Source organism: Bacteroides faecichinchillae JCM 17102, assembly GCF_000614145.1.
Classification (GTDB): domain Bacteria; phylum Bacteroidota; class Bacteroidia; order Bacteroidales; family Bacteroidaceae; genus Bacteroides; species Bacteroides faecichinchillae.
In genome coordinates this window covers 43,268-63,654 of sequence record NZ_BAKK01000017.1, presented here as the reverse complement: position 1 = coordinate 63,654, position 20,387 = coordinate 43,268, and the positions used below count along the sequence as shown (strand labels likewise).

Here is a 20,387-nt window from a genome sequence, read left to right as displayed (position 1 = left end):
GATGAAAAAAATAATAGTTTGTTTATTCTTTTTCGGAAGTGTTTGTTTGTCTGTGCCGGTTTTAGCTCAGCAGAGTCCTTTGTTAGAGAAATACCGGGCAATGGCATTGGATTACAATCATGATCTGAAAGCTGCTGAAAAGAATATTGCCGCTAGTATGGAAGTTGAGAAGTCTGCACGTGCGGATTTGAAACCGAAACTTTCCGGTGCAGCTAATTTCCAATATACCGAGAATCCATTAGAGCTTTCGTTAGATGTTCCTTCTCTTGGATTGTCGAAGACGATAGAGGGAAAACAATTAAACTATGGAGGTTCTCTCTCTCTGTTGCAACCGGTTTATACGGGAGGTCGTCTGTTGGAATCCATTCGGATGGCACAACATCAGCAATCTTTGGCTAGTAACCAGTCGAAAGTTCTGAATGATGCTGTTTGCTTCCAGACAGATATTCAATATTGGAGTGCTGTAGCCCGTTTGGAAATAGTTTCAGTAGCAGAAGATTTTCGGAATTCGATAGCTGCTTTAGTAAAAACAATTAAGGAGCGGGTAGAGGTCGGTTTTGTCGATCCGCAAGACTTGTTAATGGCAGAAGTGAAATTGAATGAGGCGGAATATCAATTACTACAGGCACAAAGCAATTTTGAGACAGGAAGGATGGCATTGAACTCTATGATCGGAATTCAGTTGGAACACTCCACCGAACTGGATTCGCAAATACCGATGGTGGTGGTTAATGATTCACTCTGGCTCGCTACAGGCATGACGCGTCCCGAGATTGGCATGGCTTATGATCGTATTCGTATAGCCGAGAGTACAAAGAGATTGAATGATTCGCAATTCAAACCCCAGTTTTATGTGGGAATAGATGGAAGTTATTCATCTCCCGGATATAACTTTAAAAAAGATCTGGATCCTAATTATGCAGTATATGCCAAAGTTTCCGTACCTATTTTCGAATGGGGAAAACGGCGAAGTGAGAAGCGTGCTTCTTCGCTTCGCATAGGTATAGCGGAAGATAATTTGAATAAGGTGGCAGATCAGGTGGAACTGGAAGTCAGTGTGGCGCGTAAAGCTTTGTCGCAGGCCATCGAACGGGTACGATTAAGTGAAAGTTCGTTAGCGAAAGCGGAAGAAAACGAGGCAAAAGCAGTGGAACGTTACGATGAAGGAAAGGTATCTGTGGTAGAAGTAATTGAAGCGCAGACTTACAGGCAAACATCACAAGTAAATTATGTACAAGCTAAAGCTGCGGCGCAGGGGCATTATTCGGAATTAATAAAAGCTCTTCACAGCTATGAAAGTCGATAAAAAACAGTAACTTTGTCTGAAAAGAACTGTATGAGTTTAAAACAGAACCACATATTATATAGTAGCCTGTTTTCAGGATTGGGCGTGTTCTCCTTTTTTCTGCTCGCCAACTATGCAGGGTTCTCTGATAAAGTGTCGGATGCGCTCTATTCGGTAGGAACATTACTGTTTTTTATCATAGCCTTCAATTTACTGGGGTATTCTACAATTCGTTTAAGTACGTGGGTTGATAATCAATATTCGGTAAATCTTCATCGTCGTTGGAAGCTGATTTCCATTTATACGATGGTCATGTCGATGTTTTTCCTGCTCAATTACGGTTTACTGGTTACTGCTAAATTTTTGGTAGGAGTTTCCCGGCCGTTTGTATTTCCTCATGGGGGATGGCGTATATTAATAATCGTTTGGCTGGTAGAACTTGTTATTTTGGGATTACTATTAGCCAACCGGTCTATGCAACATACACTCAAGCTGCAAAAGCAGGCGGCAGCATTGCAGGAAGAAAACAATACGGCTCGATATACGGCTCTGCAAAATCAATTGAATCCTCATTTCTTGTTCAATAGCTTGAATACGTTGATTTCTGAAATTAGATACAATCCGAAGAATGCGGAACTTTTCACGCAGCATCTTTCCGATGTGTATCGTTATATTCTTCAATGTCAGAATCAACGTTTGGCTACATTGCGTGACGAATTGGGGTTTCTTGATTCTTATATATTCCTTCATCAAGTTCGTCTGGGAGACTGTATTCATGTTCACAACTGTATTCCATGCGAATGGAAAGAAATGAAGTTACCTCCATTAACTCTTCAATTATTGGTGGAGAATGTTATCAAGCATAATGTGATTCATTCGGGAAAGCCGATGGTTATAGAACTAACTGCCATTGAGGAGCCTCCGGGACTGATTATCAGTAATGTTGTCCGTCCTAAAAAGTGCGGAAGCACATCGGGAATGGGATTGAAAAATCTTTCTGCTCGTTATAAGCTCCTTTGTGATAAGGATATTGTGATAGAAAATAGTTCAGATAAGTTCATTGTAAAAATACCTTTGCTTTAATGAGTAAAATAAAAGCTGCTATAATAGAAGATGAAGTGCCGGCAGCTCGTTTGCTACACGAGATGATACAGTCATTGCGTCCGGATTGGGAAGTAATGATATTGCCGGGTACTATTGAAGAATCTGTTGAATGGTTCCGTTCTAATCCACATCCTGACATTTTGTTTCTGGATATTCAATTGACGGACGGTAATTCATTTATGTTTATTGAACAGGCACGTCCGGATAGCATGATTGTTTTTACAACGGCTTATGATGAATATGCCGTTCGGGCGTTCACTGTAAATAGCATTGATTATTTATTGAAACCTATTCATCAGGAGCGTTTATTACAAACGATTGAACGTTTTGAGAACCTGTCAGAGAGATATATACGAGATTTTAATCGTGAGAACCGGATACTGGAGGTTCTGGAAAGTTTAACTGATGCTCAAGGACTCTCGACTGCAGAAAATAAAAGATATCGTACCCGCTTTCTTATCTCTTTCAGCAATAAGCTTTTTACATTGGCAGTAAATGAGGTTGCCTATTTCTATTCGGAAAACAAGCTTACTTTTGTAGTGACTAAGAATAATAAAGAATATGTTCTGGACTTTGCCTTGGATAAACTTAGTGAGCAATTAGATCCGGATATTTTCTTCCGGACTAATCGCCAAACATTAGTTTGTGTGGATGCGATTCAGCGAATTGAACCTTATTTTCTGGGAAAGGCGGTAGTACATGTGATACCGCCCTTTAAAGATAAAATTATTGTGAGCAAAGACAAAATTTCAGCATTCAAAGTCTGGTTGAATTATTGACTTAATCATTACAACAGGATGATACGTTTTTGCATAATGTCTGTCAATTGAGCTTTCAGCTGACGCGCGTTAATTGGTTTGGGCATATAGCCGTCGAAACCGCTTTCCATGACTTTCTGTTCGTCAGAAGCATATGCAAAAGCTGTGACTGCGATAATCGGTACCTTTGCCGAATATTTGCGGATTTGCCGGGTTGTTTCATATCCGTCCATTACAGGCATATTGATATCCATTAATATAATTTGCGGATTATATTTCTTGAACATTTCTACTGCTTCTTCTCCGTCCCAAGCATGAATCAACTGATACTCTCCTTTGAGTATAGAAGCGAATAATTTATAATTACTTTCGTTATCTTCTGCAATCAGAATAGTAAATTTATTTTTTTCAATAGTGATCGGTTGAATATCGGGTTTCTTTTTATTATCGTCGGTGGAGTTTGCAGGTTTATAAGGAAGAGTAAACCAGAATGTAGAGCCTTTACCTTCTTCCGATTCCACTCCGATACTGCCTCCCATATGTTCTACCAGAGTCTGACAGATTGATAACCCTAAACCTGTACCTTGTGCAAAATTGTTCAATTTGACAAAACGACCGAAAACACTTTTTTGTTTCTCTTTAGGGATACCACATCCAGTATCGGTTACATAAAAATCTTTGTGAAAAGCGATTCCTGTCATAAATTAATTCAAGCAATCTTACAACTTTGTTTTTGTATTTAGCAAAAGAACTAGTGATAAATGAGTTAAATGTCTTTTAATGATAAAAAGCTAATAATACTTGAAATTAATTTATAGACAAGGAATGTTCTCTTTTTAAGATTTTAATCGAATGTGGGAAAGTTGAAAAGAAGAAAATAGGAGAAAAATAGCCTAAAGATTTGCAATAATATGCAGTTTGTGAGTGGATTTTGTATTTTCTTGCTTGAAATATACGCTTTGGGATATCATCATATAGCTAGTTTAGCGTTATGAAACTAATCGTTGGTTTTAAACCAACGATCTTTTCCTTTTAAACCAACCTTTCTTTCCTTTTAAAGGAACAAAAAAATGAAGCTTTGAGAAGGGGAATTTAGCTCTAGTTTATCTTTTTTTAGTTGTTCTGAAATAATCAAAAATCCGTTTTTGTTGAAAAAGAAAGATATAATGAATATATTTATTTGTTTAATTGTAGCAATGTGATTGAATTAAAATGTTAATTTAATCACATTGGATTTGTATGAATAAAAAATCCCAAGACTTTTTCTTACATAGTGTAAAATGTCTTGGGATATCGTAATCAGAAGAATTAAAATATTCGTTTTTTCAGATTAATCAATTTTTCATTTTAATGCTTCTATAATTTGCGGCATCATGCTCCAAATTGTATTTTCATCTTGTGCTGTGAAGAGGTTTCCATCTATTTCAGTTTTTTTATCAGTAGCTGTACCATTTTGAATAGCCAGTTTAGCTAACGGATGAACGGCTACTTTTTTTCCTTTCGTTACTCCTGCAAAATCAAACATCATTGCACCGGCACAATGCCCAATCATAATTTTCCCTTTTTCTCCGAAAGTTTTAATTATTTCCATTAAATCTACGTTATAAGGTTGCTGTGCATTTTGACTAAATATAGGCATTGCATCTCCGCATGAGAATACAACTGCATCAAATTCGTCTTCATGCCCTTTTAGATTGGCAATTATATTATCTACTATCAAGCTGATTCCTGAATTAGTTTTGATTTCTTTTTTATCCGAGACGGCAAATACCTTATAATAAATACCATTTTCGAAGAATGCTTCCAAATATTGAAACAGACCATAACCATTTACCGGATTCACTGCTAAAACTGCTACTTTCTTTGCCATAATTATAAATTTTATAATGAAATAATAGTTATCATTAGTAAGTTTATTACTTTTGTGATGCAAATGTATTTTTCTTCTTTCTTATAAACAAGAACGTATCTGAGAATAAGGAAGTTACATAGAAGTAACTATTGTTGAAATTCAATAAAATACAAAAAGTTAAAGAATGAAAAACTTTCATCCGACAGGAGGTTGTCCCGTAAGGGATGTGATTAGCCGCTTAGGAGATAAGTGGTCTATGCTAGTGCTTATTACATTAAATGCGAATGGTATAATGCGTTTCAGTGATATACATAAAACGATTGGTGATATTTCCCAGCGAATGCTAACTGTTACATTGCGTACTCTTGAGGCGGATGGATTAGTGGAACGTAAAGTTTATGCAGAAGTTCCTCCACGTGTGGAGTATTGCCTGACTGATACGGGAGGTAGTTTGATTCCTCATATTGAAGGACTGGTGCGATGGGCATTAAAAAATATGAATGTCATTCTAGAACACAGACAAAAAGTCAGTAATCGAATTTGAATTATGGATAGAGACATTCTAAATTATTTTAAGTCTATCTGCATGTGAGAAATTTAACTTTACTTGCAAATAGACTTATTATAATTAGGCATTTATTGACATTCTTCATCTTTAATACGCGAGCCGATCTGAGCATAATAAAGCATATATAACTCACATACTACTACAATTAACCATGTCCATTGCCATCCACCTAAAGTATCGGCTAATATACCTTGTAAGACAGGGAAGACGGCACCTCCGAATACTCCCATCATAAATATGCCTGAAGCTTTTGAGGTATATTTCTTCAATCCTTTGATAGCTAGAGTAAAAATACAGCTCCACATGACGGAATGACATAAACCAACAGATACCAGTATCCATAGGTTGTCGCTGATTATAGCTATTAATGTCAGGATAGCTGCGATAGATGTCGTAACAGTCAGTAATATACGTGGTGTAATATTATTGAATAAGCTGAAAATAAGTCTTCCGACCATTAGGCCACCCCAATAGAGTGTAGCTAATAAAGCAGGAATTCCTAAGTCCAGTCCCCAAAGGATGAGATGATGTCTGCCGAAAAAAGACAGACCTTTGCCGGATTCAATTAATTCCATGGCGTGAAGATTGACATTTACACCTACAGCTACTTCGGCACCAACATAGAAAAAGATTGCAACTACTCCCAATGTTAAATGACGGAAGGACCAAATGCTGTGTTTTAGCTTTTCTCTGCTGTTTGCTCTGGTTTCTTGGAGATCAGGTAAGTTTAGGCGGGAAGTGATTAATGTGGTGACAAGTACACATAACGTTATTAGGAAAAATGGGACCATCAGTTGAGTAGCTGTTATACTTTCAAGTGCTACGCCTGCAAAGATCACTCCCGTTACAAAGAAAGGAGCAATGGTTGTACCAAATGAATTAATGGCACATACGATATTCATACGTTGTACTGGTTGTGTGTGAGGCAATTCGTAAGCGGCTACATAAGTTGATAACGACTTGAAGTAGTGCGGCAGAGGTTCCCATCAGATATGAGCCTAACAAGAAAATAAAATAACCGTAAGGAATTGTGTCATTAGCTATTTGCAGACAAGCATCTCCGTAGTTTACAACGAACCAAGAAGAAAGAGAGTACATTAGTAGTCCGGCAACCATCACAGTTAAAGCCCGTATTAGAGTCTTTTTATAGCCATGTGTATTTATCCATTTTCCTCCCAGAGAACTATTTAGCAGGTATCCTAGGAAAAAAAAGAATGAAATAAGGGTTGTCAATGTGTTTTTTAACTCATCAACTTGGGAAAGAAATGTAATTTTCAGAGGTCCCTGAAATTGTCCATTGACAGTTGTCAGGAAACCTACGATAAAATAAATGAAAGTCAGGATGATAAATGGTCCCAGACTATTTTTTCTTTGTGTATCCATGATGTAAAGTTTGAGATAATAAAACCTTTTTTATGATAGCAGGTTTTCTAGAACAGACATAGCTCCTTTTTCTTTGATAGCTTCTACCATTAGCAGATATTGTTTTACGAAATCATTAGCTGCTTTTAAGTCTGTACTTTGAAAAGGAGATAGTGCCAGAAAGTCGATCGGATCGTTACTTTTGATTAGTGTTTCATCTTCGGCTGTTATCCAAGGTTCGGCTATATCAAATGTAACACTTTTATCATCGATTTTGTATTTCAGATAGTGACGGTATGTGGCAAAAAGGTAAGTGAGTCGTGAAAGATCCTTATGGTCTTGGATCATTTTGATTAGATTGGGCATTATATATACTGGGAATTTAGAGATCCCGTCGAAACATAAGCGTGCTATTTGATCGCTGACAGAACGATTTCCGAAACGTTCAATTAATGTTTGCTTATATAAATTCAGGTCGGTATTACCGGGAGCTGGTACGTATGGAGTAATGTCTATATTCATGAAGGTACGGACAAATTTAGTAATCCGTTCATCATGCATTGCGTCGTCTACTTTGCGATAGCCACTAAGGAAAGATGGATATGAAAGCAATTGATGAGAGGCATTTAAAAGGCTTAGTTTCATGTTTTCATATGCAGTAACGTCTTGAGTAAATTCTACTCCGACTTTTTCCCATGCCGGGCGACCTGCAATAAAATTATCTTCGATTACCCACTGGATAAAATCTTCACAATAAACCGGTGCTTCATCTTTAGTCCCGTTTTGGGTGTTCAAACGAATGATGTCATCTGGACGAGTGGCGGGTGTAATGCGGTCCACCATACTGTTTGGGAAAGTCACATTTTGGGCTACCCATGTAGCCAGCTCTGCGTCTTGTGCTTGAATGAAAGTGATAAATGCTTTTTTTGCAGTATTTCCATTATGTTGTAGGTTGTCACATGATAAAATGGTAATAGGACCATTTCCTGAAGCTTTCCTTCTGCGTAATCCTTCGGCTACAAATCCAAAAGTTGATTTTGGGGTTTGCGGATGAGTTAAATCGTAATTTATATTTTCATTTTCCAGCATGAATTCTCCGGTTGATTTTTTTATATTATATCCACCTTCAGTAATGGTAAGTGTAATAATTCGGGTACTTTTATCAGCTATTTTTGTAATGACAGTCTCTGGATTTTCGATTGCCCAAATAAGTTCGACGAGTGAACCGATATGATAAACTTCGTCTTTGCCATTACGCCCACATACAGTTAATGTGTATTCGTTATTTTGTTTCTTAAGAGTTTTATATAAGTGTTCGTCACTGGGTAATAACATTGCACCACATATACCCCAATCTTGTTGAGTCGGATCACCTAGCAGCAGATTAGTGTAAAACTCCTCATGGGCACGATGAAAATTTCCCACACCAATGTGTAAAATACCTGTTTTAACCTGTTTGCGGTTGTAATTGTAAGAGATAACTTGTGTCTTCATGATTTCTTTTGTTTTATAAAATTCAATTTCATTTTGATATAACAAAAATAGGGGTTGGAGTATTATAGCAATATCTTTTTTCGGTTCTTTTACCTGCAAACGATTGCGGGAACGTTCCCAAAATCTGCAAACGTTCTCAATGATTAGGATTTATCGTTTCAAATTCATACTTTTGTTTTAATTTAGACAAAAAGTTCCATGAAGCATATCACTATTAAAGATATAGCCCGGCAGCTATCTTTATCTGTTTCAACAGTCTCTCGTGCGTTGATGAATGACAAGAATATCCGTAAAGAGACAAAAGAAAAGGTATTGGAAACAGCAAAAGCTTTAGGATATAAACCTAATCCAGTAGCTATCAATTTGAAATATGGACATACGAATACAGTGGGAGTTATTGTGCCAGAGATGGTTACACCATTTGCTTCACAAGTGATTAATGGTATACAAAGTATACTTTATGCGAATGGAATAAAGGTTATTATTGCCGAATCGGGTGAAGATTCTTCTAAAGAAAGCGAAAATCTTAAAATGATGGAACGCTTTATGGTAGACGGTATTATCATCTGTTTGTGTAGTTATAAAAAAAATAAAGATGAGTATAATCGTCTTCAAAAATCGGAAATGCCTATGGTTTTTTATGATCGTATTCCTCATGGTATGAACGTTTCTCAAGTGATTGTGGATGATTATTTAAAGGCTTTCTTTTTAGTAGAACATTTAATTCGGGAAGGTTGTAAGCGCATTGTTCATTTGCAGGGACCGGATGATGTTTATAACTCTATAGAGCGGGCAAGAGGATACAAAGATGCATTATCTAAATTTAATATCCCATTTGAAAAAGAGATGATGCTTAAAACAGGTCTGACATTTGAAGATGGGGAAAATGCTGCTAATATATTAATAGAGAAAGGGGTGCACTTCGATGCAGTTTTTGCTTTTACTGATACGCTAGCTATCGGAGCAATGAATAGGCTTCGGGATCTGAATAAGAAAATACCGGAAGAGGTTGCTATTGCCAGTTTTTCGGGGACAGTACTTTCTACGATTGTTTATCCGCAACTTACTACTGTTGAGCCACCTTTGTTTCAAATGGGAAAGGAGGCGGCCGAATTGATTCTGGAAAAGATAAAGAATCCTTTGTCTCCAAACCGTTTCATTGTGTTGGATGCAGAAATTCAGTTACGTGCTTCTAGTATGAAGAAATCTTCTCAATAATTTTAATTGTTTTTTTGTAACAGAGTAATAGACATGGAAATAAAAAAGGTTACCTCAGATAAGAAAAAATTTCTGGATTTGTTGTTATTAGCAGATGAACAGGAAAATATGATTGATAGATACTTGGAGCGTGGAGAAATGTTTACTCTGTATGAGGATGGTTTGAAAGCCGTTTGTGTGGTAACAGCTGAAGGTAAAGGAATTTATGAAATTAAAAATATTGCAACCGTTCCGGCTTTTCAGCGCAAAGGATATGGAAAGAAATTAATAGACTTCCTGTTTGGGTATTATTATGATAAGTGTTCGGTAATGTTAGTCGGCACAGGAGATGTTTTTTCTACTGTTTCTTTTTATGAATATTGTGGCTTTTCTATCTCTCATCGGATAAAGAACTTTTTTACAGATAATTATGATCATCCGATGTATGAAGATGGTGTACAGTTGGTAGATATGGTATATTTGAAAAAGACATTTTAGTGTTGTTTGCCATGGGAATGGATATACAGTGATTGGTCGATGAATATAAAAAGCTGATTTCTGCGATTACCGTATGATTCAAAATAAAGATATAGCTTAGGGCAACACAGGAAATGTGATATTCTATCGTATGGATGAATAATTAGTATTGTGTGATTATATTATCAATGAAGCATGGTCGGAAATTGTGCTTTTAAATTAAAGGAAACTACTGCTTACTATTCTTTACATTTTGGGTTTCTAATTACAATAAATGCCGATTGGATTTATAATAAAGTTCGTGCACATTTATTATAAAAGGTACTCTACTTTATTATAAACTATTTTATGAGCTTATTAGTAAAAATAGAATTGTATTATGATGTAAAATAAACAAATAGGGCATTAATCGATTAATTAATGCCCTAATATAAGTATGTTTTAATACTCAAAATGCTTTGAATTGTAGATGTTTCATGTATTCATATTTCTTATTCTATCATACTGTTGTATTTTTTATTTTTCTCCAAAGATACAACATAAAAAGTCATTTGTCAAGTGTTCCATAAGAAAGCAAATGATTTATCGTATTTTCATTTAATCCATATGCTGAATTTGTATACAGAAATAAATAATAAAAATTAAATCTAGAATAAAAGCTATAGAAGACCATTTAATAAATAACTTATCTTTTTTATAAATGCCAAAATATAGTCCAACTATAGAACCGAGGAAGATGCCTATGGGGAATCCCCAAAATCCAAGTAGTATGATTCCTGTAAGTATAATAATACCTGTAATTATTAATATTTTGCTTCTATTCATGTGGCTAAGTTATTTATTCATTGAACCAATCTATCTTTTTCGAGAAATACATCACGATGGCTAAAATGGTAAACAATCCTAAGCTACCGGCTAGCAGTGCGAAAGTTTCCAATTGAATGAGGACAAATATATAAAGATAAAGTATACTTAATAGTCCCACCATAATAAACGCAGGTTTCTTTTTTCTGATAATGCCAAGCATATATCCGCCTACTAATAGGACAGTCAATGCTGATGACAACAAATATGCAGGATTAAAACCGATATGTTCGGAGAAAGAAAGGAGTAAACTATAAAACAGGCAGAGCGCTAATCCCACTAACAGATATTGCAACGCATGGATGCGAGTTTTATTCATGATTTCAGTGAAGAATATAACTCCAAATGTCAGTAAGATAATGAGAATGGCATACTTGGCAGAACGCATGGATTGCTGATACTGCTCCACTGCTATCTTGAAATTGACTCCAAAACTGGAGTTTTCTATATCTTTGATATTTTGGTTATAGTTAATTGTAACTTGCGAATAGTTACGATTTAGATTCAGCACTTGCCATTGTGCAGAAAAATTATTTTCAGTAATATCTCTATTGTTAGGCAGGTAATTTCCTATAAAACTAGGGGTATTCCAATTAGCTTTCAGATTCACTTGAGTTGTTTTTCCTAATGGAATAAAATTGATAGATTGTGAACCTTTCAATTTGATTTTGATCTCATAAGGTAATTTCTTATCCGTTTTCAGAGCTGAAAGGTCAGCGATGGCGTGAACTCCTGTGTTGTTTATTCCTCTATTATCCATACCGGGTTCAAATATATAAACAGAATCGTCCAATGTAATACTAATTTGTTCACTGATACCTCTCATGTCAGTCAGATTTAGGCAGATAGCAGCTTGATCAAATTTCAGGTTATTCATATCTATTCTGCTTTTTATTAACTCTTCTGAGCTGAAAGAACCTTTTAGCGTCAGTTCGGATTGGTATACATTAACCTCATAAAGACTTCTTTTTAGAATTTCGGTTTTCAGTTGTCCGTCAATAAGTAGTTCGTCTGGGAATAGTATCAAGTCTTTGATGGATACTTCTTTCTTTTCATTATTTTCCGTAGTAACTGGATACTGGATATTCAGGTAAGGTCCGGATATTGTTTGTGCCAAACTCCATTTCTCGCTTACCTCATTGATAGCATTTTCTTGAGTGTATCCTCGTTCGGTTATTAGATTTTCAATCATGAACATAGGTATCATCAAGAGAATTACGAGGCCTCCGATAATAAGAATCTTAATCGTTTTAGAGAAGCGATGCAGACAACCCATTGGTTGTTGTGTCTGCTCATTTAATTCTTCATTGAAATTGTCCATAAGAATAGTTGTGTTAAATGAATGATTATGTTGATTCTAAAAATCTCTCCAAGGCTTCAATATGAATTTTAAAGGCTTCTTTTCCTTGTGGGGTAGCTCGAAAAACGGTTCTTGTTTTTCGTCCTACAAAACCTTTGTTGCATTCGATATAGTTCAGTTCTTCTAATGCGCGGGTATGGCTTGCCAGATTGCCGTCTGTCAGTGAAAGCAGTTCTTTCAGAGTATTAAAGTCCATTTCTTCATTGACCATCAAAACAGCCATAATGCCTAGCCGGACCTTGCTCTCGAATGCTTTATTTATATTTTGAAATGCTTCTATCATTTATGATTTCTTTCGTAATGAATATAGAATAGTATCCCATATAAAATATGGAATCCGCCGAATCCTATAGTCCAGAATAGTAGGGAATGACCTCCCCAAAAACTATCTATAATTCCCAAGCAGATGAAAGCATATCCCAACCATGCTATATTAGAATAAGTAAACTTGGAGACATTTATCAAAGTTAATCCATAAAATAAAAGCGTGATGGAAGATATTATGTCATAATACCCATGCCACAAAATGGATATACATAGTACTCCTCCAGTCAGCATTGGAAGTGAGAAATTCCATAATGTCCGGTAAGCTAGTCTACTAAAAAACTTTTGTCGCATTCTCTTGGATTTATTGTATGAGAGAATGCATGCTGTAATCGCCGAAGCTGTTAATACAGCCATAGCAACCATAATTATAGACTCTAGCGTATCTGTCAGACTAGGAATTAATACTATAATACTTGCACCTGTTAATGCGTAAATCCCAGCCATAATAGCTGCGAAACCACTGATCGAGATAAACTTGGAAGATTTTTCCATCAACTCTTTTATCTCATTTACCGATTCTAATGCTTTATCTTTATTCATTTAAAAAAGTACTTTGTACCGCAAAGTAAAATAAAAGATTTCAGATAGCCAAAGATTAAGCAGAATAATTTTGAAAAATTGATGATGATAGGATTATGTCGCTAAGTTGATAAGGGAGGTATATCATTGTTACTCCGAAAGAAGAAGATTTTAAAGAACAGATCCGTTCTGTTTTGAATTCGTAAGGCGGATTTGAAAAACAATTTACAGAATTACAGACTTTGGCGAATAGAGTAAAGATTAAATTGGGATTATTAAATCAGTATATGAATTTATTCGGTTTTTTCAAAAGGGCTTCAATTTCATCAATAAAGAATCCTACCGAGAGATTGGCAATTGCAATATAATCGGCAGGATTGACTTTTAAGAATTCTGTTTCTATATACTTTATTTGTTGTGTTTAACTTTTATTTACTATGGTAATATTCAATCGTTTCTGCAGTTAGTAAATCAATAGGCATATAATTGATACGAGTAACGTCTTTTTTAAAAATGAGATGGTCACAAAGAGCTTTAATACCATTGAAACCCTGCAACTCTGGTTGTTGGGCGATAAGGAAAGAAATGCTACCTTCTTTCAGACAAGAGACATTTCGTTCCAGCAGGTCATAGCCTATCAAGTTGAATTTTCTTTTCTTACGCGTTTGCATATATTCTCCTATGATATAAACTTTGGAATTAAAGGTTATTCCTGTATTTACATTAGGATGGGAGCGAAAGAAATCATCCAACATTTCGTTGTCTTCATCATTACGTTCTGCATGTAAGTCTAGTTCCAATATCTTACATAACGGATGATATTCTTTCATATATTGTTTGAATCCGATTTCACGACTTTCTTGTTGGTTAGAACCAACAATTCCTTCATGTATTTTTTTGAAAATAACAATTTCTTTTTCCTCTCTGGCAAGTAACATCAGCATTCTGGCTGCAAAATATCCGCTTTGGCGTGAATTCTGTCCAAAAAAGGCGAGGGGAGGTGTATCTTCTATTTTTGAATCTATAAATATATAAGGTATATCTAACATTTTAAGTTGGGCAGTGAAACCTTTCGTATATTGAGGAGCAGTTGGCGCTACCATAACTCCGTCTGGCTCTTCTGCCAGAATGGTTTTGCTGGCATTAACAAACGAATGATAATCATAAGGATCATAATAGTTGATTTTAACCGAAGTGTTGAAATCCGAATACGTAGTAACTGCTTCGTAGATTCCTGCTTCGATGGCAGTCCAATATTCTCCTTTCAGATGTTGGGGTAGAAGGCAGATGAAAAAGTATTTTTTGTTAGAAGCAAGTGCACTAGCATACATATTGGGTTGGTAATCCAACTGTTTTAGTATTTCTTCTACTCGTTTTTTACTGGCTTCTGAAACTCCGCTACGACCATGAATTACGCGGTCTACAGTTCCTACTGACACATTGGCTAAATGTGCTATATCTTTTATTCTAATTCTCTCGGGCAATTTATTCATATGATCCCTTATTTATATAAATTTATGTGCTCGTACACAATAATAATCTAAATATTATCGATACAAATATATAACAATTTTTGTAATTACGAAAATTATTGTATCTTTGTGCCCGCACACGAAAGTCTACGACCTTTGTTTATAGATAAATTAATATTCATGTTATCAGTGTATTATGTCTTTTTATAGGCGAAAAATGATAATTTGAAACTTTATAATACTAATAAATTAGAATTTAAAACATAAAATTATGGGAAAGAAAGTAGTTACATTAGGTGAAATCATGCTTAGATTATCAACTCCGGGTAATGCTCGTTTTGTTCAGTCTGACTCTTTTGATGTAGTGTATGGCGGTGGAGAAGCAAATGTTGCTGTGAGCTGTGCCAACTACGGACATGATGCCTATTTTGTAACCAAATTGCCGAAACATGAGATCGGACAGGCTGCTGTAAATGCTTTGCGCAAATATGGGGTTAAAGCAGACTTTATCGCTCGTGGTGGTGATCGTGTAGGTATCTATTACTTGGAGACTGGTGCTTCTATGCGTCCTAGTAAAGTAATCTATGATCGTGCCCACTCTGCTATTGCTGAAGCGGAGGCTGCTGACTTCGATTTTGATACTATAATGGAAGGTGCTGATTGGTTCCACTGGTCTGGTATTACTCCTGCTATCTCAGATAAAGCCGCTGAATTGACTCGTCTGGCTTGTGAAGCTGCAAAACGTCACGACGTAACTGTTTCTGTAGACTTAAATTTCCGAAAAAAACTGTGGACTAAAGAAAAAGCACAGTCCATTATGAAACCTTTGATGAAGTATGTCGATGTGTGTATTGGCAATGAAGAAGACGCAGAACTTTGTCTGGGTTTCAAACCGGATGCAGACGTTGAAGGTGGGCATACGGATGCTGAAGGTTATAAAGGAATCTTCTTACAGATGATGAAAGAATTTGGTTTTAAATATGTGATATCTACTCTTCGTGAATCTTTTTCTGCTACCCACAATGGTTGGAAAGCAATGATTTATGATGGAAAAGAGTTCTATACTTCAAAACGTTATGATATTAATCCTATTATCGATCGTGTAGGTGGTGGTGATTCATTTTCGGGCGGTATTATTCATGGTTTATTGACAAAAGCTACTCAAGGTGAGGCTTTAGAATTTGCAGTAGCTGCATCCGCTTTGAAGCATACCATTAATGGCGATTTTAATTTGGTTTCTATAGAGGAAGTAGAGGCATTGTCTGGCGGTGACGCAAGCGGTCGTGTACAACGCTAATTCTTCATTTTTAATTCTTCATATATAATTTATTAGAGATGGCAAGATTTGATAAAATAGCCGTATTGAATAAGATGGGTTCTACAGGTATGGTTCCTGTATTTTATCACAAAGATGCAGAAGTTGCAAAGAAAGTAGTGAAAGCCTGTTATGATGGTGGTGTTCGTGCTTTTGAATTCACTAATCGTGGTGATTTTGCACAAGAAGTATTTGCTGAAATCGTAAAGTTTGCAGCAAAAGAGTGTCCTGAAATGGCAATTGGCATTGGATCCATCGTTGATCCTGCTACCGCTGTTATGTATTTACAATTAGGTGCAAACTTTGTTGTAGGTCCCTTGTTCAATCCTGAAATAGCTAAAATCTGCAATCGCCGTTTAGTAGCTTATACACCGGGTTGCGGTTCAGTGTCAGAAGTTGGGTTCGCACAGGAAGTAGGTTGCGATCTTTGCAAAGTATTCCCGGGTGATGTATATGGAACTAATTTTGTGAAAGGCTTAATGGCTCCGATGCCATGGTCTAAACTAATGGTTACCGGTGGAGTAGAACCCACTCAAGAAAATCTGACTGGATGGATTAAGGCAGGTGTATTTTGCGTTGGCATGGGCTCTAAACTGTTTCCGAAAGACAAGGTGGTAGCAAAAGATTGGGCTTATGTAACAGAAAAATGTAAAGAAGCTCTTGGATATATTGCTGAGGCTCGTTAATAAGACTTTTTAAATATATGGTTTAGTAAATAGAAACAGGAGCTTGGTAGTGACCAGCCTCCTTGAAATATGTCTCTATTGGTTAGTTAGTTCTGTTAGTAACGAGGCATATTTTCATTTTGTTTAAAGGTGTTTAAAAAGGGATAAACCATCGGAATGAGTGATCATTTTGGTGGTTTTTCTATGTTTTTGAATGAACTGTATTATAGTACATCAAAAGTTATGTAATATTTTGGTTTTGATGATTCGTCCGATTAAGAGAGTTAAAATATAAAATATGGCAAAACCTATTATGGAAAAAACAAATGGACGTTGTTCATCGAAGTTCTGACGTGGAGGTATTACTTTAAAGGCTTTGGCATAATTGTATTCTGTGTTTTTAGAACAGAATTTGTTGTCTGTGATACAATTGCAGTTGTTGATATTAGACTACTATTAGTTACAGCTGTATTGGGAGATATTTCTGTAGACATTTTCTTTATCTTTTTAGTTGAACATATTAATTTATTGGTTACAACATAGTATATAGACTGATTTTAGAAGGTTTTTATCAAAAAACGGAGCCAGAGATAACTAAAAAACTAGTTGGCAATACGAGGGAACCCAATTCTTTTTAAAGGATTTGTTTTAAGTCAATTTCTTAGTTTTAAAAACGGTAATAACTTTAATAAATGGCATGAACTAATTTTAAGCATAAGATGTTTTTCATAAATAAAAATGATATGATATGGAAACTCATCACCACGAACATAATCATCAGCTGACATCGCTCAATAAAGCTTTTCTTATAGGAATATTTCTTAATGTGGCTTTTGTTGTTGTAGAATTTAGTGTTGGTTTTTATTCCAATTCACTTGGATTACTTTCGGATGCCGGACATAATTTAGGGGATGTGGCTAGTCTGGTATTGGCTATGCTTGCTTTCCGTCTGCAAGGAGTAAGCCTAATAGCCGTTATACTTATGGATACAAAAAGAGTACAATCCTTGTTTCTTTGCTGAATGCAGTTATTCTACTGGTGGCAGTCGGAGTGATTGTTGCTGAAAGTATTGATAAATTGTTTCATCCAGTAGCGGTTGATGGTTTTGCCATTGCTTGGACTGCTGGAGTAGGAGTAATAATCAATGCTGTTACGGCATGGCTATTTCTTAAAGATAAGGAGAAAGATTTAAATGTAAAAGGTGCTTATTTGCACATGACAGCAGATGCATTAGTGTCTGTTGGAGTAGTTGTTTCGGGACTTGTTATAGCTTATACGGGTTGGAGTATTGTTGATCCCATCATCGGATTGATGATTGCAGTTATTATTGTTATTTCTACATGGGGGTTACTTCATGACAGTCTCCGTTTATCATTAGATGGCGTTCCGGTAGGTATAGATTCTCAAAAGATAGTGCAACTTATTTTAGAACAGCCAGGAGTGAAAAGTTGCCATCACGTTCATATCTGGGCTATAAGTACGACCGAAACTGCATTAACAGCTCATCTGGTTATTAATGATATTGCTAAAATGGAGCAAGTAAAATGTTCTGTAAAAACGGTCTTGGATCAAGCAGGCATCCATCATGCTACTTTGGAAATAGAAGATGAGGGAACGACTTGTGATATGGAATGTTGTAAGGATTGAAATAAATCCGTACCTTTGCCTCCCTAACACTAACTAACCTTTTTACAGTATGTTAATTGACTTGTTGCAGTCCTCTTATTTTTCTCTCTTCCTGATTGTCGCATTAGGTTTTATGCTGGGAAGAATTAAGCTTAAGGGGCTATCGCTTGACGTGTCAGCGGTGATCTTTATTGCTCTTCTTTTCGGGCATTTTGGCGTTATTATTCCCAAAGAGCTGGGAAATTTTGGTTTGGTACTTTTTATTTTTACCATTGGAATTCAGGCGGGTCCCGGTTTCTTTGATTCTTTTCGTAGTAAAGGAAAAACGCTGATTCTCATTACTATGCTTATTATAAGTTCTGCCTGCCTGACCGCGGTTGGATTGAAGTATGCATTCAACATTGACACACCGAGTATTGTAGGGCTAATTGCGGGAGCACTTACTAGTACGCCAGGATTAGCTGTAGCTATTGATAGTACCAATTCGCCATTGGCATCTATTGCCTATGGTATAGCCTATCCTTTGGGGTTATTGGGGTTATTTTGTTTGTGAAGTTGCTCCCTAAAGTAATGAAGGTCGATTTGGACAAAGAAGCACGTCGTTTGGAAATAGAACGTCGTGGACAATTTCCCGAATTGAGAACCTGTATTTATCGTATAACTAACTCAAATGTATTTAATCGCAGTTTGATGCAAATTAATGCTCGAGCTATGACAGGGGCTGTGATTTCACGTCTTAAACATCAAGATGAAATCTCGATTCCTACAGCATACACCGTGTTACATGAAGGAGATTATATTCAGGCTGTGGGTAGTGAGGAGTCATTGAATCAATTGGCATTGCTGGTTGGAGAACGTGAAGAAGGGGAACTTCCATTAGATAAGACTCAAGAGATAGAGTCTTTGTTGCTTACTAAAAAAGATATGATTAACAAGCAACTAGGGGATTTAAATCTGCAAAAGAACTTTGCCTGTACAGTGACTCGTGTCCGTAGAAGTGGTATTGACTTATCTCCTTCTCCGGATCTCGCATTAAAGTTTGGCGATAAACTGATGGTCGTTGGTGAGAAAGAGGGAATCAAGGGAATAGCTCGTTTGCTGGGTAACGATGTGAAAAAACTGTCTGATACGGATTTCTTCCCAATTGCGATGGGAATTGTACTGGGGGTATTATTTGGCAAATTGAATATATCTTTCTCAGATAGCGTTTCTTTTTCTCCCGGATTGACTGGAGGAGTACTGATGGTAGCATTATTTCTGAGTGCTATTGGTAAAACAGGTCCTATTCTTTGGTCTATGTCTGGCCCTGCTAATCAGTTATTGCGCCAATTAGGTTTGTTACTTTTTCTCGCAGAAGTTGGTACTTCTGCCGGAAAGAATCTGGTAGCTACTTTCCAAGAGAGCGGATTATTGATGTTTGGGGTAGGCGCTGCTATCACATTGGTTCCTATGTTAGTAGCTGTTGTTGTCGGTCGTTTGGTGTTTAAGATCAGTCTTTTGGATTTATTAGGAACGATTACTGGTGGCATGACCAGTACACCGGGATTAGCTGCTGCTGATTCGATGGTGGACAGTAATATCCCTAGCGTGGCTTATGCAACCGTTTATCCGATTGCTATGGTATTTCTTATTTTATTTATCCAAGTGATAGCTTCAGCTGTCTATTAAAATCATTATTAATAGGGATTGATTCCTAAATGAATAGTTTGTATCTTTGTCGCCTCTAAATAAAAAAGAGGTGAAACGATTGATGCTTCATATGATGCGTTATTTTCTGCCAGTACTGTTTATTTCGTACATGGCAGGCATTACATTCTTTGCCCACGTACACGTGGTCAATGGAGCAACAATTGTCCATTCACATCCTTTTAAGAAAGGGGCGGCGCATAGCCATACTACGGTTGAGCTGTTATCCATTCAATTGTTATCTCATTTGATAACTGATGGCGCCACTACTCTTTTTCTTGTTTCTTTAACTGGCCTTTGCATATTGTGTTTGTTGCTGAAACGTCCGCAACTTTCACATTATCATGCACCTTATTATGGCGTGGTAGCACTTCGAGCACCACCAGTTGTTCGTGTCTATATAGTTTAAAATAGAAGATAATGTCTGATTCTTTGCACAGGCTATTAATTATCTAT

15 protein-coding genes and 4 pseudogenes are annotated in these 20,387 nt (G+C 36.4%); 11 read left to right on the top strand and 8 right to left on the bottom strand.

Annotation, left to right across the window (positions count from 1 at the left end; translation table 11 throughout):
- Window position 1 precedes the first annotated feature (1 nt).
- The 3 genes from JCM17102_RS10610 to JCM17102_RS10600 are packed head-to-tail and all read left to right on the top strand — an operon-like array spanning window position 2 to window position 3,168.
- Entirely contained in the window at window positions 2-1,306 is a 1,305-nt protein-coding gene (locus JCM17102_RS10610) for a TolC family protein (protein WP_025075096.1), read from the top strand.
- A 30-nt stretch (window positions 1,307-1,336) separates the two neighbouring features.
- On the top strand, window positions 1,337-2,368 hold the full coding sequence (locus JCM17102_RS10605; protein ID WP_025075095.1) for a sensor histidine kinase: 1,032 nt from the start codon (window positions 1,337-1,339) through the stop codon (window positions 2,366-2,368).
- On the top strand, window positions 2,368-3,168 hold the full coding sequence (locus tag JCM17102_RS10600) for a LytR/AlgR family response regulator transcription factor (protein ID WP_025075094.1): 801 nt from the start codon (window positions 2,368-2,370) through the stop codon (window positions 3,166-3,168). The genes JCM17102_RS10605 and JCM17102_RS10600 overlap by 1 nt, the downstream gene beginning before the upstream one ends.
- A gap of 8 nt (window positions 3,169-3,176) precedes the next feature.
- Here JCM17102_RS10600 and JCM17102_RS10595 read toward each other — a convergent pair.
- Both JCM17102_RS10595 and JCM17102_RS10590 read right to left on the bottom strand, forming a co-directional pair.
- Window positions 3,177-3,821: pseudogene (locus JCM17102_RS10595) on the bottom strand (ATP-binding response regulator); the annotation flags it as partial.
- 668 nt (window positions 3,822-4,489) lie between these two features.
- Window positions 4,490-5,017 (bottom strand): DJ-1/PfpI family protein, encoded by a 528-nt coding sequence (locus tag JCM17102_RS10590; protein ID WP_025075092.1) that lies wholly within the window; start codon window positions 5,015-5,017, stop codon window positions 4,490-4,492.
- Window positions 5,018-5,183: 166 nt separating this feature from the next.
- Between JCM17102_RS10590 and JCM17102_RS10585 the strand changes: the two genes are divergently transcribed.
- A complete protein-coding gene (locus JCM17102_RS10585; RefSeq protein WP_025075091.1) occupies window positions 5,184-5,543 on the top strand; it encodes a winged helix-turn-helix transcriptional regulator in 360 nt (119 codons plus the stop codon).
- A gap of 92 nt (window positions 5,544-5,635) precedes the next feature.
- Here the strand turns inward: JCM17102_RS10585 and JCM17102_RS27160 are convergent.
- Together JCM17102_RS27160 and JCM17102_RS10575 are read right to left on the bottom strand one after the other, a co-directional pair.
- Window positions 5,636-6,950: pseudogene (locus JCM17102_RS27160) on the bottom strand (MFS transporter).
- Between the two features lie 30 nt (window positions 6,951-6,980).
- Entirely contained in the window at window positions 6,981-8,423 is a 1,443-nt protein-coding gene (locus tag JCM17102_RS10575; protein WP_025075090.1) for a mannitol dehydrogenase family protein, read from the bottom strand.
- A gap of 198 nt (window positions 8,424-8,621) precedes the next feature.
- On the opposite strand from JCM17102_RS10575, the gene JCM17102_RS10570 reads away from it, so the two are divergent.
- Both JCM17102_RS10570 and JCM17102_RS10565 read left to right on the top strand, forming a co-directional pair.
- Window positions 8,622-9,641, top strand: coding sequence for a LacI family DNA-binding transcriptional regulator (locus tag JCM17102_RS10570; RefSeq protein WP_025075089.1), 1,020 nt, complete (start codon window positions 8,622-8,624; stop codon window positions 9,639-9,641).
- A gap of 33 nt (window positions 9,642-9,674) precedes the next feature.
- A complete protein-coding gene (locus JCM17102_RS10565; protein ID WP_025075088.1) occupies window positions 9,675-10,118 on the top strand; it encodes a GNAT family N-acetyltransferase in 444 nt (147 codons plus the stop codon).
- An 817-nt stretch (window positions 10,119-10,935) separates the two neighbouring features.
- Here JCM17102_RS10565 and creD read toward each other — a convergent pair.
- The 4 genes from creD to JCM17102_RS10540 all read right to left on the bottom strand — a co-directional run bounded on the left by creD (window position 10,936) and on the right by JCM17102_RS10540 (window position 14,660).
- Window positions 10,936-12,282 carry a cell envelope integrity protein CreD gene (gene creD, locus JCM17102_RS10555; RefSeq protein ID WP_025075086.1) on the bottom strand — a complete coding sequence of 449 codons (1,347 nt, stop codon included), beginning with the start codon at window positions 12,280-12,282 and terminating at the stop codon, window positions 10,936-10,938.
- A 25-nt stretch (window positions 12,283-12,307) separates the two neighbouring features.
- Window positions 12,308-12,604 carry a winged helix-turn-helix domain-containing protein gene (locus JCM17102_RS10550; protein WP_025075085.1) on the bottom strand — a complete coding sequence of 99 codons (297 nt, stop codon included), beginning with the start codon at window positions 12,602-12,604 and terminating at the stop codon, window positions 12,308-12,310.
- Window positions 12,601-13,188 (bottom strand): hypothetical protein, encoded by a 588-nt coding sequence (locus tag JCM17102_RS10545; RefSeq protein WP_025075084.1) that lies wholly within the window; start codon window positions 13,186-13,188, stop codon window positions 12,601-12,603. Before JCM17102_RS10545 ends, JCM17102_RS10550 begins: the two co-directional genes overlap by 4 nt.
- A gap of 407 nt (window positions 13,189-13,595) precedes the next feature.
- Window positions 13,596-14,660, bottom strand: a complete 1,065-nt coding sequence (locus tag JCM17102_RS10540; protein WP_025075083.1) for a LacI family DNA-binding transcriptional regulator — start codon at window positions 14,658-14,660, stop codon at window positions 13,596-13,598.
- Between the two features lie 250 nt (window positions 14,661-14,910).
- On the opposite strand from JCM17102_RS10540, the gene JCM17102_RS10535 reads away from it, so the two are divergent.
- The 5 genes and pseudogenes from JCM17102_RS10535 to JCM17102_RS10515 all read left to right on the top strand — a co-directional run bounded on the left by JCM17102_RS10535 (window position 14,911) and on the right by JCM17102_RS10515 (window position 20,340).
- Window positions 14,911-15,936, top strand: a complete 1,026-nt coding sequence (locus JCM17102_RS10535) for a sugar kinase (protein WP_025075082.1) — start codon at window positions 14,911-14,913, stop codon at window positions 15,934-15,936.
- 38 nt (window positions 15,937-15,974) lie between these two features.
- Window positions 15,975-16,640, top strand: coding sequence for a bifunctional 4-hydroxy-2-oxoglutarate aldolase/2-dehydro-3-deoxy-phosphogluconate aldolase (locus tag JCM17102_RS10530; protein WP_025075081.1), 666 nt, complete (start codon window positions 15,975-15,977; stop codon window positions 16,638-16,640).
- A 727-nt stretch (window positions 16,641-17,367) separates the two neighbouring features.
- Window positions 17,368-18,266 (top strand): annotated as a pseudogene (locus JCM17102_RS27155) (cation diffusion facilitator family transporter).
- A 49-nt stretch (window positions 18,267-18,315) separates the two neighbouring features.
- Window positions 18,316-19,913 (top strand): annotated as a pseudogene (locus JCM17102_RS27150) (aspartate:alanine exchanger family transporter).
- Window positions 19,914-20,007: 94 nt separating this feature from the next.
- Window positions 20,008-20,340, top strand: a complete 333-nt coding sequence (locus tag JCM17102_RS10515; RefSeq protein WP_506256222.1) for a DUF8478 family putative metalloprotein — start codon at window positions 20,008-20,010, stop codon at window positions 20,338-20,340.
- Window positions 20,341-20,387: the final 47 nt, after the last annotated feature.

Coding starts and splice junctions, on each gene's coding strand:
- JCM17102_RS10610 (WP_025075096.1), top strand. CDS start 2: ATGAAAAAAATAATAGTTTGTTTATTCTTTTTCGGAAGTGTTTGTTTG.
- JCM17102_RS10605 (WP_025075095.1), top strand. CDS start 1,337: ATGAGTTTAAAACAGAACCACATATTATATAGTAGCCTGTTTTCAGGA.
- JCM17102_RS10600 (WP_025075094.1), top strand. CDS start 2,368: ATGAGTAAAATAAAAGCTGCTATAATAGAAGATGAAGTGCCGGCAGCT.
- JCM17102_RS10590 (WP_025075092.1), bottom strand. CDS start 5,017: ATGGCAAAGAAAGTAGCAGTTTTAGCAGTGAATCCGGTAAATGGTTAT.
- JCM17102_RS10585 (WP_025075091.1), top strand. CDS start 5,184: ATGAAAAACTTTCATCCGACAGGAGGTTGTCCCGTAAGGGATGTGATT.
- JCM17102_RS10575 (WP_025075090.1), bottom strand. CDS start 8,423: ATGAAGACACAAGTTATCTCTTACAATTACAACCGCAAACAGGTTAAA.
- JCM17102_RS10570 (WP_025075089.1), top strand. CDS start 8,622: ATGAAGCATATCACTATTAAAGATATAGCCCGGCAGCTATCTTTATCT.
- JCM17102_RS10565 (WP_025075088.1), top strand. CDS start 9,675: ATGGAAATAAAAAAGGTTACCTCAGATAAGAAAAAATTTCTGGATTTG.
- creD (WP_025075086.1), bottom strand. CDS start 12,282: ATGGACAATTTCAATGAAGAATTAAATGAGCAGACACAACAACCAATG.
- JCM17102_RS10550 (WP_025075085.1), bottom strand. CDS start 12,604: ATGATAGAAGCATTTCAAAATATAAATAAAGCATTCGAGAGCAAGGTC.
- JCM17102_RS10545 (WP_025075084.1), bottom strand. CDS start 13,188: ATGAATAAAGATAAAGCATTAGAATCGGTAAATGAGATAAAAGAGTTG.
- JCM17102_RS10540 (WP_025075083.1), bottom strand. CDS start 14,660: ATGAATAAATTGCCCGAGAGAATTAGAATAAAAGATATAGCACATTTA.
- JCM17102_RS10535 (WP_025075082.1), top strand. CDS start 14,911: ATGGGAAAGAAAGTAGTTACATTAGGTGAAATCATGCTTAGATTATCA.
- JCM17102_RS10530 (WP_025075081.1), top strand. CDS start 15,975: ATGGCAAGATTTGATAAAATAGCCGTATTGAATAAGATGGGTTCTACA.
- JCM17102_RS10515 (WP_506256222.1), top strand. CDS start 20,008: ATGCGTTATTTTCTGCCAGTACTGTTTATTTCGTACATGGCAGGCATT.